This is a genomic window from Propionivibrio sp. (genome assembly GCF_016790145.1).
Classification (GTDB): domain Bacteria; phylum Pseudomonadota; class Gammaproteobacteria; order Burkholderiales; family Rhodocyclaceae; genus Propionivibrio.
Genome location: NZ_JAEUOI010000205.1, coordinates 1 through 14087, shown reverse-complemented (window position 1 = coordinate 14087; position 14087 = coordinate 1). Strand labels below are relative to the sequence as shown.

Below are 14087 nucleotides of genomic sequence, written 5' to 3'. Positions count from 1 at the left end.
GCAGGCATCAGCCGCCTCGCTTGCACCAACCTGTGCAAGATCAAACAGCGCGAATCAACTGGTTAAGTACGCTCACCACAAGTAGCGATACTACTAGATTTGCGCGCGCCTAGCACGTTCGGATCGCCCCAAGCAGATTCGTGAGCCTTGATTTTTCAGGGTTTGAACAAGAATAAATTCAGCGAGACATGCTTATTAGTTGCCATACCGGAAAGCCCATGAAGCGTCCCACCCACAACTAATCCATCGCTGCCTGCACAAGGCGCTCCCCCCGTATTTGCGCGTGGGAGCCCATTTTATGAAACGCATGCTTTTTAATGCGACACAAGCCGAAGAACTCCGTGTCGCCATTGTTGATGGTCAGAAACTTGTTGATCTCGACATTGAATCGGCCGCCAAGGAACAAAAAAAGAGCAATATTTACAAGGCTGTCATCACACGTATAGAACCCAGTCTCGAAGCGGCGTTTGTCGATTACGGTTCTGAACGGCACGGTTTTCTTCCGTTCAAGGAGATCTCCCGGACCTATTTCCAGCCGGGCGTCGAGGCCAGTCGCGCGACCATCAAGGAAGCACTGCGCGAAGGCCAGGAACTGATCGTCCAGGTCGATAAAGACGAGCGTGGAAACAAGGGCGCCGCGCTGACGACTTTTGTCAGTCTGGCTGGACGTTACCTCGTGCTGATGCCAAACAACCCCAGGGGGGGTGGTGTTTCCCGCCGTGTCGAGGGAGACGATCGCGCCGAGCTGCGTGATGTGATGGATCAATTGCAAGTGCCGCAAGGCATGAGTCTGATCGCCCGCACGGCCGCCATCGGTCGCAATGCCGAAGAGCTGCAGTGGGATCTCAACTACCTGATGCAGTTGTGGAAAGCGATTGATGGCGCGGCCAACCAGCAAAAAGGCGCTTTCCTGATTTATCAGGAAGGCAGTCTGGTCATTCGCGCCATTCGTGACTATTTTCAGCCTGATATCGGCGAAATACTGATCGATACCGACGATGTTTATGAGCAGGCACGCCAATTCATGGCTCATGTCATGCCCGGGACAGTCAACCGCATCAAACGCTATCGTGATGACGTACCGCTCTTTTCGCGCTTCCAGATCGAGCACCAGATCGAGTCGGCGTACTCCCGTCAGGTTATCCTGCCCTCGGGTGGTGCCATTGTTATCGACCACACCGAGGCTCTGGTTTCGGTTGACGTCAACTCCGGCCGCTCGACACGTGGTGCAGATATTGAGGAAACGGCCTACAAGACCAACCTCGAAGCCGCAGAAGAAGTCGCTCGTCAGTTACGCCTTCGCGATCTGGGTGGGCTGATCATCATCGACTTCATCGACATGGAGAGTCAGCGCAATCAGCGTGAAGTTGAAAACCGTCTGCGTGATGGCCTGCGACTTGATCGTGCGCGTGTACAGACAGGAAAAATCAGCCGTTTCGGCTTGATGGAACTGTCGCGTCAACGACTGCGCCCGGCGCTTGCTGAAACCAGTTATATCCCCTGTCCACGCTGTTCCGGCACCGGACATATTCGCAGCGCAGAATCGGCCGCGCTGCACATTCTGCGTATCCTCGAAGAAGAGGCGATGAAAGACAACACCGCTACCGTACATTCACAGGTGCCCGTTGATGTCGCTACCTTTCTGCTCAACGAGAAACGCACGGATATCCAGGCCATCGAATTGCGTCACAAGGTCAGCATATTGCTGATCCCAAATGTTCATCTGGAAACGCCTCAGCACAGCATTATTCGTCTGCGTCATGACGAATTGAATCAGGACGAAATTCAGCAACCCTCTTACAAGATGGTTGATGTACCCTCCGAAGAAGCTACCAAGCAAGCGTCTATCGCGGGTGAAGTCAAATCGCCGCGTCAGGAAGCAGCAATCAAGGGCATCACGACAAGTGAGCCCGCCCCTATCGTTACCGAGAAAGCCAAAGGTGCTGAGGAAAAACCGGCAATCGGTTTTATTGCCAGGATTCTTGCTTGGTTCAGTAGTAAAACTGAGCCTGCACCGTCGCCAACGCCGGCAAAAAAACCTCGGAACAGCACGCAACGGGATGGGCAGCGCGACGGGCGACGTGGCGGACGTAACAATCGACGCGACGAAGAAGGCGAGGGACGTGAGTCACGCGCCAATCGTGAGCCAACCCGCGAGTCGCGCCCGGCACAAACTTCTGCACGTGATGAAAATCAGAAGACGCGCGAGCCCAAGGAAGCGCGAGAGCCACGTCGCCAACGGGGTGAACCACGTCCTGAACGTAAGGATCAGGCGATGATCGCTCCGCTTTCTGAAGACAGAAGCGGTATTCCCGCCAATGTTGAAACATCAGATAAAGTGGCTTCAGATGGCACCGGAACCCGCCGCCGTGGTCGTCGCGGCGGTCGACGTGATCGTGGCGAACGGAGCGAGAATCCTGCCGAAGCCAACGCGACTGAAGCTTTATTCCCAGTTGGTGCGGTTGACGAGTCGGTCATTGGACACGTGACTTCACCGTCGCTTGATTCCAAGACTGAGGCCACTGTTGTGCCGCTTGCACTAGTTACAGTGGCCGAAATGGCGCCCGTTGCCTTGCCTGAAGCCCTGGAGACGGCAAACCCGTTACCCATGCTGACGCCCGAGCCAGCCGAAGCCCCGGTGACAATCATTGAGGTTGCCAGCGAGCTTGAGACCGCTACCCTGGAATCTGTTTCTGCACCGCATGTTATTGAAGTGTTGAAACCGGTTGAGCTTGATGCGGCAAGTGCATTCGAACCCGCTACCATTGAGTCCCCGACCCTGGATGCCATGGAACCATTAATCGACGTCGAAAGTGCACTTCAGACAAGCGGTTTGGTCATGGTTGAAACGAGCAGCGACAAGGTCAAATCGTGGCAACCGGAAGTGGCGGTGATTGAAACAGTCCCTCGTCGCAAGCGCCCGGCGGCTGTCGTAGCGACTAATGAGCCCCTCGAAATGGTAGAAACAAGCAGATAAGTTGGTAGGAATCACCGACAGGTGGTTTGGTAGAACAAGCAACGGGGCGCATTTAGCGCCCCGTTTGTTTATTCTGATTCCTGAATTTTCTAGCGCAATTTAGTGTTCGCATCCTTTGCACTCATCGAGGAAGATCGCTCCTTGACCAAATCTACCAGACCCTGGGTTGCATCTTCGACCATATCAAGCACCAGATCGAATCCCTGACCCAATCCGTAATAGGGATCAGGTACCTCTTCATCGTCAAAATTGCTTGAATAGTCCATGAACAAGCCCAGACGATCGGAGCGTTCCGGTGGACAAACCCTATGCAGTGCCTCAAGGCTGTTACGATCCATCGCCAGAATCAAATCAAAATAGTCCAGATCCTGTGGTGCTACTTTGCGCGCACGTATGCCGGAAAGATCATAGCCGCGTCTGGCTGCTGCCCGCTGAGTGCGTTGATCCGGAGCTTCTCCGACGTGATATCCGTGAGTGCCCGCAGATGCAACATCAACCTTGTCATCAAGTTTTTTCTCTTGCAACTTCCGGCGAAAGACACCTTCGGCTGTTGGCGAGCGGCAGATATTGCCCATGCAGACAAAAAGAACTCTAATCATTCGCTCACCCTCCACAGTGTTCATTTGAGGCCGTGCGAGAAGCAGCTCATAACAAGCAGAATAAACACACATTTAATCACTTGACTGTCGATTCGTAATTAAATACATGTAGCACAGACTGATGAATTTATATTAAACGTGACAACTTGGCGTCGAATTCGTTCAAAAACCGCTATCGTGCGTTGCAGCACCAAACAGTTGTTCCTTGATACTAAACAGGCGGTCGCGCGTTGCCGCCGCTTTTTCAAATTCCAGATTTCTGGCGTAGTCAATCATTTCCTTTTCCAGTCGCTTGAATTCACGCGTCAGTTGAGTCCCGCTCATTGCCTTGTAGCCGGCTTGCTGTTGCGCCGCCTTGAGATCACGTTGAGCACCGGCAGAATCATAGACTCCGTCGATGATATCCTTGATACGCTTGGCCACCCCCTTCGGGGTAATGCCGTAGCTAGCATTATATCGAATCTGTTTTTCTCGTCGACGTTCGGTTTCGGAAATGGCGCGTCGCATCGAGTCAGTTATGCGGTCTGCGTAAAGGATGGCCGTACCATTGAGATGGCGCGCCGCACGACCGATGGTTTGAATCAGCGAGCGCTCGGAGCGCAAAAAACCTTCCTTGTCGGCGTCGAGAATGGCAACCAGCGAAACTTCAGGAATATCAAGACCTTCACGCAACAGATTGATGCCAACCAGCACATCAAACTCACCCAGGCGCAGATCGCGAATGATTTCAACACGTTCAACCGTATCTATATCCGAATGCAGGTAGCGCACGCGAACCCCGTTTTCCCCAAGATAGTCGGTCAATTCCTCGGACATTCGCTTGGTCAGCGTCGTTACCAGAATCCGCTCATCCTGCGCCACCCGTAACCTGATTTCGGACAGCAGATCATCAACCTGCGTCGCCGCCGGGCGAACAATGATCTCCGGGTCGATCAACCCGGTCGGGCGGACGAGTTGCTCGACGACCTGTCCCTGGTGGGTTCTTTCGTAGTCGGAAGGCGTCGCCGAAACAAAAATGGTCTGGCGCAACAAGGCCTCATATTCCTCAAACTTGAGCGGCCGGTTGTCCAGTGCCGACGGTAGCCGAAATCCATAATTGACCAGATTTTCCTTGCGCGATCGATCGCCCTTGTACATGGCGCCGACTTGCGGTATCGCGACGTGGGATTCGTCGATGAACATCAGCGCATCCGGAGACAGATAATCGATCAGGGTCGGCGGCGGATCGCCAGCCAGGCGCCCGGACAAATAGCGCGAGTAGTTTTCGATACCCTTGCAGAAGCCCAGTTGATCGAGCATCTCCAGATCGAAGCGGGTGCGCTGCTCGATACGCAGTGCTTCAACCAGCCGGTTCTCCTTGTTGAAAAACTCGATACGCTCGCGCAACTCGGTCTTGATGGCTTCGATGGCGCGCAATACGGTTGCACGCGGCGTCACGTAATGCGATGAAGGGAAAACGGTAAAGCGTGCGAGTTTGTTCTGCAGATGTCCAGTCAGCGGATCGAACAGTTGCAGGCCTTCAATCTCATCGTCAAAAAGCGAGATCCGTATGGCGTGCTCGGCATGTTCGGCGGGAAAAACGTCGATGATATCGCCACGTACGCGGAAAGTGCCGCGGTGGAAGTCGATTTCGTTGCGCTCGTACTGCATCTCGATCAGCCGCTTGATTACCTCACGCTGTCCCATGCGGTCGCCAACGCGCATGGTCAGAATCATCTTGTGATACTCGTCGCGGTCACCGATACCGTAAATGCAGGAGACGGTGGCGACAATGACGCAATCGCGGCGTTCGAGCAGGCTTTTAGTTGCCGAGAGTCGCATCTGCTCTATGTGCTCGTTGATCGACGAATCCTTCTCGATGAACAGGTCGCGTGCCGGAACGTAGGCCTCAGGCTGGTAATAGTCATAATAGGAGACGAAATACTCGACCGCATTTTCCGGGAAGAACTCGCGAAACTCAGAGTAGAGCTGTGCCGCCAGGGTCTTGTTCGGGGCCAGCACCAGCGCCGGACGCCCGGTGCGGGCAATGACGTTGGCCATGGTGTAGGTCTTTCCCGAACCAGTCACCCCGAGCAGGGTCTGAAAGGACAACCCGTCTTCAAGTCCTTCGACCAGTCTGGCAATCGCCTCCGGCTGATCACCGGCGGGCAGAAATGGCTGGTACAGACGGAAGGGGCTACCTTCAAAGCTTACAAACTGAGTGTTCTCAGGGGAATGAAGTTGATTCGGCATGATAGAATTCTACGTGTTTTCGGCACTGGCCGTCGCAGGCGTATTCATAATTCAGACAGTTCATGGATAGGCAGGTAACGGATTGGTTCATCTCCTTATGCAATGCATAGCGCATGGCAGCCCATCACTGGCTTTCGCCTCAGCGCTACACTGACTTGATATTTTTGGATTACCCATGAGCTCATCGATATTCGCTGCTGTTGAAATGGCCCCGCGTGACCCGATTCTCGGCCTGAACGAATCCTTTAACGCCGACACGCGCTCGACCAAGGTTAATCTGGGTGTCGGCGTGTACTTTGACGACAAAGGCAAGATCCCGCTGCTCGGTGCTGTCAGGATGGCCGAAAAAACGCGCCTGGAGGCCATGCCGGCACGTGGTTACCAGCCGATTGAAGGTCCGGGCGCCTACAACCAGGCCGTACAAACACTGCTCTTCGGCAAAGGTTCAGATCTGCTCAGAGAAGGCCGCGTAGTCTCCGCCGAAGCCTTGGGTGGAACCGGCGCTCTCAAGGTTGGCGCCGACTACCTCAAGCGTCTGTTACCGGATAGCACGGTTTATATCAGTGATCCGAGTTGGGAGAACCACCTCGCCCTTTTCGAGTACGCCGGTTTCCCTGTGAAGTACTACCCCTACTACGATGCGGGCACTCGCAGCGTGAACTTTGACGGTATGAAAGCCAGGCTGAATTCGCTGCCCACCGGTTCGATCATTGTGCTGCACGCCTGTTGCCATAACCCGACGGGTGCCGACCTGACGCCGGATCAGTGGCGGGAAGCCATTGAAGCCATACGCACGCGCGGTCTGGTGCCTTTCATCGATATGGCCTATCAGGGTTTTGCCGATGGTATCTCCGAAGATGCGCTGGCGCTCAATCTGTTCGCCGCTTCCGGCCTGCAGTTTTTCGTCGCAAGCTCATTCTCCAAGTCATTCTCGCTCTACGGTGAGCGCGTTGGTGCCCTGTCGATTGTTACTGCAAGCAAAGACGAATCTGCACGCGTACTATCGCAAATCAAGCGTGTCATCCGGACCAACTATTCCAACCCGCCGACCCATGGCGGTGCGGTGGTTGCGGCGGTGCTCTCCAGTCCGGAACTGCGACAGATGTGGGAAGAGGAACTGGCCGTCATGCGCAACCGTATCCGTGCCATGCGCAGCAGCCTGGTTGAAAAACTGAAGTCCAGGGGCACAGCACAGGATTTTTCGTTTGTCATCAAACAGCGCGGCATGTTTTCTTACACCGGTCTTTCTGCTGAACAGGTTGATCGCCTGCAAAGCGAGTTCGGGATTTATGCCGTCAGTACCGGTCGTATCTGCCTGGCTGCACTGAATACCAGCAACATCGACTATGTGGCCGAAGCAATCGCCACCGTTCTATGAGTTGTTGAGTAGTCGATTCGAAAACGCCCGGCTCCGGGTTTTTCGATTGCGGCAGCGTTGATCATTTATTTCCAACCTGCAGTACGGGTGCATCTAGCAGCCCGCTAATGGTGACGGGAACGCGCGTCTGATTCGCGGTTCCAAGCATCTGCAGCACCATCTTTCCGCGTATTTCCAGTTTCTTGCTGACTTCGATTTGACCGGTGGATTGCATCAAACCGGAGTCCAGAATCAATCCATTGAACTGATAGCTCGTTGGTGTGAAGTTGACGCTTCCCGACAACTGTTCAAACAGGGTTGCCCCTCCTTGTACAGACATATTGGAAACACGACGCACCGCCTCGGCGAGGTCAATACCGCGAATGCTTCCTCGGCGAACGGTAAAATTACCCTCGGCGTTGATCGCTGAAAAGATCGTTGCCCATGAATCGGTCGTTGACGAAAATTTCAATTTCCCAGTGATCCCCCCTGTAAATTTCTCTCCGAACCCCATAGCGTTGCCCAACCGAGCGGTATTGACCCGTTCAAATACAATCTCGCCTGAGATGCTCGGCTGTTTATCCGCCTGTAGTACAGCCACACCCTGAATCAATCCGTCAAAAAGTCGCAGTTCCATACTTCTGATCGTGAATACCCCGTTCGCAATTGATCCATTCAGATTGACCGAATCAAAAAGGAAAGGAGAACCTTGCGACGGGTGCCATCCAAAGCCTTCCAGAGCCACTTCAAGTCCCTGCGCCATCGGTTTAGCCTCAAAGCTCAAGCTTTGATCGGGAGTTCGCAATTTCAGGGACTGGAACAAACCATCCTCAGATCGCCTGGCCTCGCCTTCCATGCCGGAAAAACCAAGCCCGCCAAATGAAACCTCGGTTTTCTCAAAGCGGATTTGGTTAACACTCACACGGGTTGTTGGCTTTGACAAGGCTACAAAAACACTGGGCAGACCGGCAATAAGTTCAGCAGGGAGCGACACGCCACTCAGCGTAGTCTCGCGAAAGGTTTTTTTCCCCATGATCAGTGATCCGATCACTGGCATAAGGCGTAGCTCAGCGATGCGAATTTCGTCCTTGTCTGTACCGATGCGTACATTGCCGAGCAGCAAACCGGTTTTGGGATAAACGTCAACGCGCATTGACCCGACCTTGACCGGTCGCCCAGTGGCCTGTGCGAAGGCAACTTCAACATCAGGCAGGAAGCTGTCGTAAGGGAAGAAGAGAATCGTCAAATAGGCAAGCCCAAGCGTGCCAAAAAAAACGAAGACTGCAATCAGTGACCAACTCATCGCAAATTTCTGGCCACGACGTATTGGTTTGATCGAAATGGCATCGTGATTTTTCTGACGCGCATTCGCTAAAAGCGTTTTAAGTCGTTCAAGAAAGGACGGTTTTGCTACTTGGCCAAGTGTTGATTGCTTTTCAGATAACTTTTGCGTGTCTTCTTGCGAAAAAACCGGATAATTTGCACCACTGACTTGCATGGAATGCATTGACGAAAGAGGGAGCTGCGATTTCGATGAATCGCTTTCTGCAAGGTGATCAAGCACGGGGTCTATAGATACTGGGCTATCAGATACAGATGACTCTACAACACCAACTGCCCCAGGAGATGAAATCTGGATTGCCTTGTTTATCGCCGCTTCACGTATTTCCTGGGCAACCTTTTTACTCTCCCCCCAGAGTGAATCCTGTTCAACACGTGGCTCAATAAATCCGCCTTTTTCCAGGTCGCGCAAAGCGTTTTCCGTAAGCTGTGGATTACCTGTTTTAAGACACAGATCAGCAACTGTTGATTGACTGTCAACCAGGATCAGAACCATGCGCACATTTCTTTGCATGACCCGTGTGCGCTGATGCATTGCCTCCTCGCCAGAGGCTGTTTTGGAATAGATGAGATCGGGATCCATTTGCGGTCAGTTTGTTGACGAAAGGGTGGTGAATGTCTAGAATGCGCGCTTCGTTGTTCCTCGATAGCTCAGTTGGTAGAGCGCCGGACTGTTAATCCGTAGGTCCCTGGTTCGAGCCCAGGTCGAGGAGCCAGTAATCACAAGACCTCGCAAGTTTTTCGACTTGCGAGGTTTTTTGTTTATTGTGCACCGTGCCCATTCTGTGCCCAATCATTTTCAGATCCCCAGATCCTTTTGCCCCAAGGCGTTAGAATACACCACCATAAAGCTATCTTCATAGCCTGATACAAGTTGGGGCAATTGTCATGGTGGCTCGCCAATCAAAATAAAACACTCAATGTGCTTGGCAAACTCAACGTCGAGCGCCTCCTCAACGACCAGAACAACCATGAACAGCATGCCATCCCCCTCCACTGAAGAAGCCATCGCCGCCACCCGCAAGTGGCTTGAGCGTGTAGTGATCGGCCTCTATCTCTGTCCCTTCGCCAAGGGGGTTCATGTGAAGAAACAGGTGCGCTTCGTGGTCAGCGAGGCCACCGACGGTTACACGTTGCTCACCGATCTTGATCGGGAGTTGCACTATCTGTCGAAGGTATCGCCAGAGGTAACAGACACCACACTGCTCATCCACCCGTATGTGCTTGGTCATTTTGATGACTTCACCGATTTTCTCGATCTGGTGGAGGTGGCGGTACGTATGCAGGGACTGGTTGGCACCATGCAGGTGGCCCATTTTCATCCGGATTACTGCTTTTCCGATGCAAAACCCGGTGACCTCGGCAATTACACCAATCGTGCGCCCTACCCCACGCTTCACCTGATCCGCGAGGCGAGCCTCGATCGTGCCATAGCGGCTTTCCCCGAGGCGGCCAGAATCTACGAACGCAATATCGAAACGCTTGAACGCATCGGGATCGAAGGCTGGCGGGCGCTCGATGTCGATGCGGCGAAGTAATCCGGAAAGCAGGGTTACTATGGCCCGTCGCAAGCCAAACTTCGTCAATCCGCCAGCCGCCATCAACCGCCCAGAAAATCCTTTTTCCCGATATCGACACCATTGTGGCGCAGGATGTTGTATGCCGTAGTGGCATGGAAATAGAAATTGGGCAGCACCCAGTTGTGTAGATAATCCTGGCCCTTGAATTGCAGCCTGGTTTCATGAAGCTGCAACACGATGTCGCGCTCCTCGCTACCATCAATCTGGTGCGCCTTGAAGCTGTCCAGAAAGGCGATGGTTTTGGCAATGCGCATCTGTAACTCTTCAAAACTTGTTTCGTCATCTTCGAACTTGGGGATGTCAACACCGCCAAGGCGTGCCGCACACCCTTTGGCCTGGTCGGTAACAATCTGAATTTGCCTGGACAGGGGGAACATGTCGGGAAACAAGCGCGCATTGATGAATACGCCGGGATCAATCTTCTTGCTTGCGGCGTGCTCTGCCGTTTTTCCAAGAATGCCTGCAAGACTGCTCAGCATTCGTTTCAAGGCAGGAACTGAAGAGTTGTACATTGAAAGAGTCATATTGATTTCCTTTTGTCATAATAAGGTTTTACCCTGTATTTCAGAAAGCTTGCCAGATGTACGATTTAGTTTCCAGGCCGGTTTCCCCGCAAAGCTTCGGCCAGCAACAGCAGCGTATCGGCGATTCGTCTTGCGGTTTCCGGCGGCGGCAACAGTACCTTGAGGCTGCGCGCGCCGCTTGCCGGATCGCGCTCGATCCAGGGATGAGTCGAGCCCGCCGCATCGCCAGACGCCGCCAGTGCAGACACGAACTGGGCGCCAACTTGCAACAAGGCGTCCCAAGGGTCGCTGGCACCAAAGTGAGCGCTTTCCTGGGTCGCCGCTGGCGTCGTCTGACCAGCACTGGCAGACGCAAACGCCTCGGCAGTGCCGACGACTTGCATTTCGTCCTTGACTCCCTTCTCCGACGCGGCTTCGGCAGCTACGACGTTAGTCATTTCTTCTGCCGGTAGTACGAGTTCGCCCTCACCCATGTGGCCGGTGACATTTTCCACGTCCTTCATGAAGCGGTTCAGACGCGAGCCACCGAATGAAATCTCGCCGCTGGCACCGTCGAGGATTCCAGCCGACAGGGATCGCTTGAACGCCAGCACGGAGAGCATGCCTTCCTCGATGGTGCCCTTGGCGACGAAATTGACGATCTGTACCGGTCGCTTCTGCCCCATGCGGTGGATTCGCGAAATGCGTTGTTCGAGGATCGCCGGGTTCCACGGCAAGTCCATGTTGACCAGAGTTGAGGCGTGTTGCAGATTGAGTCCAGTGCTGCCGGCGTCGGTCGACAGGAAGACGCGACATGCCGGATCGTCGCGGAAACGCTCGACCAGTGCCGGCCGTTTCTCCGAGGGTACGCCACCGTGGAAACTGACATAGCCGATTCCGCGCGTCTCCAGCCGGCGAATGACGATATCGTGGGTGCGCGTCCATTGCGAGAATACTACCGCCTTGGCTTCCGGCTGGGCGAACAACTCGTCGAAAAGCGCGGCCAGTTCGTCGGCCTTGACGCCATGGTCGCTTTCCTGGTCGAGCAGATAGGTGCTGTTGCACGACATGCGCATGTTCTGCAGCGCACAGGTCAGCCGCCGCTGATCCTGCTCCGAGAGAAATTTCATCCTGCGCCAGCGCTTGACAATTTTCGCAACGATGTCGGCGTTTTCCTGATGACAGTTCATCTGCATTTCGGTCATCGGCACCAGCAAATTCTGGTCGGTGCGTTCCGGCAACTGCTGCAGCACTTCACTCTTGCGGCGGCGAATCATGATCGGCGACAGCGTGTCACCAATTTTCTCCAGCTTGGTGTAACCGGTTACGCGGCCGGTTTCATCCTTGATCTGATGCTCGTTCAGCAGTTTCCAGGTCGGGCCTAGCCGGTGCTGGTCGACGAACTGGACAATCGAGATCAACTCCTCCAGCTTGTTTTCCAGAGGCGTACCGGTCAACACGATGGCATAGGGGCTGTCGATGCGCTTGAGCGCACGTGCGGCAATGGTATTCCAGTTCTTCACGCGCTGCGCTTCGTCGACGATTACCAGTTCCGGTGCCCAGGCGGAGATCAGATCGAAATCGGGCTTGAGCTTTTCATAGTTGGTGATCTTGCAGAAGTCTTCAATCGCGTAGTCCTTCTGCCGCAGTGCCCGGCCACCGGCGAGAACCCGCGCCTGGCGACCGGAAAAGCGGGACATCTCGCTCTGCCATTGATACTTAAGAGAAGTCGGGCAGATCACCAGCACACGCGAAACACCAAAATGTCGCGCCAGGATCTCCGCGGCCGCGATGGCCTGGATGGTCTTGCCCAGCCCCATCTCGTCGCCGATCAACACTCGACCGGCACGCACGGCAAACAAGGCGCCCTCGGCCTGATAGGGATAGAGCGGCACTTTAAGCAGCTTTTTCAGGTGCGGATCATCTGTGGCATTCGGGAAGATGCTATCCAGCGCGGTCGCCCGGCGCACTGCGTCGCGCTGGCCGGCAACAAAGTCAAGTGCATCGTCGTAGGCGCGCAGTTCGTGACCACTTTGGGCCACGCTCTTCAGGAAGGGCTCCAGGGCATCAAAGCGTGCTTCCGGAAGCACCCAGGCGTGCGCCTCGTCGAACACGTGTGCCGCCGCCTCGCGCAGCGTTTGCGGGCAATCCGTTCCGGCGCGAAAATGGATCGTTCGTGCCGCGTCGTTACGCAAATACACTTCGGAAAACGGCGGCTGGTAGCCGCGTGCGAAGGCTGTTTTGGCGCCGCGCTTTTTCTCAAGTCGTGACAGTGTAAATTCGATGTGCTTGCATGTGCCGAGCTCGTTGCTTGAATAATCAGGGCAGGCGCAGAAGTTGTCGCCGGGTCGCTGACCACGGATCGCCACGCGATAGCGGGTATTCGATTGCGGGTTGCTTACACGAAACTCGGAAAAGAAAGGCTCAGAACCGATGTTTTCCAGTCCGAACGCCTGCTCACGCCCGAACTGCCGTCGCAGTGCGCGCTGCCAGACAAGCGGATCAAGATCGCTCGGGGCGTGTGTGCGCGATAGTTTGGGTTCTCTGGCTTTGCCGGGTTTAAGTTTGGCTTTCATGACGATGTGCCTGATTTACGAATGGAGTTATTGTCGCAAAGAATTGCGGATCATGTTTGAATCGGTCTGCAAGGCATTCCCATTGGCGATCTTTGAGACCCTCATGATCAATGATTTCCACGGAATCAGACTTGAAGATGCTTGTATTAATTGGCTTGCGGTTGTGTACCTTTGATTTCTTGAAGTCATGCTCAATCATATTGGAATCGACTATCCGATGCAGTTGAGCGGGGGCCACGCGCCACTGCTACTGCCTGCACAGCAAAGTACGGCCCTGTCGTTGAGGCAAACGATTCCACCTCTGCACTGCTATAGATTTTCATCGAGTGCCCCCCGACCTCGCCCACCGAGCCAGCAGTTCGGGTCGGCCATTGTGTCTTGTGATGGGAGAAATGCTGTTGGGAAGCCGTATATTACGCGGAACGTCCTTCGGGCGGGTATTGCAGAGCGCGCCGGAAGAACTTTTTACCGGTTTGCCTTTCCTATTCCATCAATGAGGGCAGTATTCCGTCGCGCCCGGCGACCCTGATGCGCGGCGTGAGAGACTATTAATCGAGGAGACGCCCATGAAAAGCCAGCAAGCTTACTTTTTCCTCCTCATTCTGCTTCAGGTGGCGAGCGCTGGCGGGGTGGCGGCGCAAACGGCTGACAACCCGAGAATTACTCCCACCTGCCAGGTTGAACGAGTGGCCGCTCCTGACTCCAGTCCGACCCTGGGCGGGGGTTTCTCCATCTCCATTGGCGGTTTCCCATTTGGTGGCGGGGGTGGCCAACGATCCCCGTCCGGGGAAAGAGAAGCTTATGGGCGTGCCCCATCAGGCGTTTCTGATGATTCCTCTGGAGATCGTTCTCCGCCCCCCGAAATCGAACGCGCTCACGACAAGAACCGTGGCTCCCGTGGCAATGTCGGAGTCGGCTTGTC

9 protein-coding genes and 1 tRNA gene are annotated in these 14087 nt (G+C 54.5%); 5 read left to right on the top strand and 5 right to left on the bottom strand.

The features are described from left to right. The first annotated feature begins 298 nt into the window (after window positions 1-298). Entirely contained in the window at window positions 299-2977 is a 2679-nt protein-coding gene (locus tag JNM42_RS16780) for an Rne/Rng family ribonuclease (RefSeq protein WP_294272865.1), read from the top strand. A gap of 89 nt (window positions 2978-3066) precedes the next feature. On the opposite strand, the gene JNM42_RS16775 is transcribed toward JNM42_RS16780, so the two are convergent. Together JNM42_RS16775 and uvrB are read right to left on the bottom strand one after the other, a co-directional pair. Beyond that, on the bottom strand, window positions 3067-3576 hold the full coding sequence (locus tag JNM42_RS16775; protein ID WP_294272863.1) for a low molecular weight protein-tyrosine-phosphatase: 510 nt from the start codon (window positions 3574-3576) through the stop codon (window positions 3067-3069). A 162-nt stretch (window positions 3577-3738) separates the two neighbouring features. Next, window positions 3739-5808, bottom strand: a complete 2070-nt coding sequence (gene uvrB, locus JNM42_RS16770; protein ID WP_294272861.1) for an excinuclease ABC subunit UvrB — start codon at window positions 5806-5808, stop codon at window positions 3739-3741. Window positions 5809-5983: 175 nt separating this feature from the next. Between uvrB and JNM42_RS16765 the strand changes: the two genes are divergently transcribed. Then, the gene (locus tag JNM42_RS16765) at window positions 5984-7186 is read left to right on the top strand and encodes an amino acid aminotransferase (protein ID WP_294272859.1); all 1203 of its coding nucleotides are present in this window, start codon (window positions 5984-5986) and stop codon (window positions 7184-7186) included. Window positions 7187-7247: 61 nt separating this feature from the next. On the opposite strand, the gene JNM42_RS16760 is transcribed toward JNM42_RS16765, so the two are convergent. Further along, window positions 7248-9089 carry a hypothetical protein gene (locus JNM42_RS16760; protein ID WP_294272856.1) on the bottom strand — a complete coding sequence of 614 codons (1842 nt, stop codon included), beginning with the start codon at window positions 9087-9089 and terminating at the stop codon, window positions 7248-7250. Between the two features lie 57 nt (window positions 9090-9146). Here JNM42_RS16760 and JNM42_RS16755 point away from each other — a divergent pair. Both JNM42_RS16755 and JNM42_RS16750 read left to right on the top strand, forming a co-directional pair. After that, window positions 9147-9222 (top strand) — tRNA-Asn (locus JNM42_RS16755). Window positions 9223-9477: 255 nt separating this feature from the next. Continuing rightward, window positions 9478-10044 (top strand): DUF1415 domain-containing protein, encoded by a 567-nt coding sequence (locus JNM42_RS16750; RefSeq protein ID WP_294272853.1) that lies wholly within the window; start codon window positions 9478-9480, stop codon window positions 10042-10044. A gap of 62 nt (window positions 10045-10106) precedes the next feature. Here JNM42_RS16750 and JNM42_RS16745 read toward each other — a convergent pair whose 3' ends face one another. Together JNM42_RS16745 and JNM42_RS16740 are read right to left on the bottom strand one after the other, a co-directional pair. Beyond that, window positions 10107-10598 (bottom strand): DUF1993 family protein, encoded by a 492-nt coding sequence (locus JNM42_RS16745; RefSeq protein ID WP_294272849.1) that lies wholly within the window; start codon window positions 10596-10598, stop codon window positions 10107-10109. 77 nt (window positions 10599-10675) lie between these two features. Then, window positions 10676-13165: a DEAD/DEAH box helicase gene (locus JNM42_RS16740; protein ID WP_294272847.1), complete on the bottom strand. Its 2490-nt coding sequence runs from the start codon at window positions 13163-13165 to the stop codon at window positions 10676-10678. A 566-nt stretch (window positions 13166-13731) separates the two neighbouring features. Between JNM42_RS16740 and JNM42_RS16735 the strand changes: the two genes are divergently transcribed. Further along, a partial coding sequence (locus JNM42_RS16735; RefSeq protein ID WP_294272844.1) for a hypothetical protein occupies window positions 13732-14087 on the top strand: 356 nt, incomplete at its 3' end.

What these genes read in the sequence shown, in the direction of transcription:
- JNM42_RS16780 (WP_294272865.1), top strand. Translation starts at nt 299, where the DNA reads ATGAAACGCATGCTTTTTAATGCGACACAAGCCGAAGAACTCCGTGTC.
- JNM42_RS16775 (WP_294272863.1), bottom strand. Translation starts at nt 3,576, where the DNA reads ATGATTAGAGTTCTTTTTGTCTGCATGGGCAATATCTGCCGCTCGCCA.
- uvrB (WP_294272861.1), bottom strand. Translation starts at nt 5,808, where the DNA reads ATGCCGAATCAACTTCATTCCCCTGAGAACACTCAGTTTGTAAGCTTT.
- JNM42_RS16765 (WP_294272859.1), top strand. Translation starts at nt 5,984, where the DNA reads ATGAGCTCATCGATATTCGCTGCTGTTGAAATGGCCCCGCGTGACCCG.
- JNM42_RS16760 (WP_294272856.1), bottom strand. Translation starts at nt 9,089, where the DNA reads ATGGATCCCGATCTCATCTATTCCAAAACAGCCTCTGGCGAGGAGGCA.
- JNM42_RS16750 (WP_294272853.1), top strand. Translation starts at nt 9,478, where the DNA reads ATGAACAGCATGCCATCCCCCTCCACTGAAGAAGCCATCGCCGCCACC.
- JNM42_RS16745 (WP_294272849.1), bottom strand. Translation starts at nt 10,598, where the DNA reads ATGTACAACTCTTCAGTTCCTGCCTTGAAACGAATGCTGAGCAGTCTT.
- JNM42_RS16740 (WP_294272847.1), bottom strand. Translation starts at nt 13,165, where the DNA reads ATGAAAGCCAAACTTAAACCCGGCAAAGCCAGAGAACCCAAACTATCG.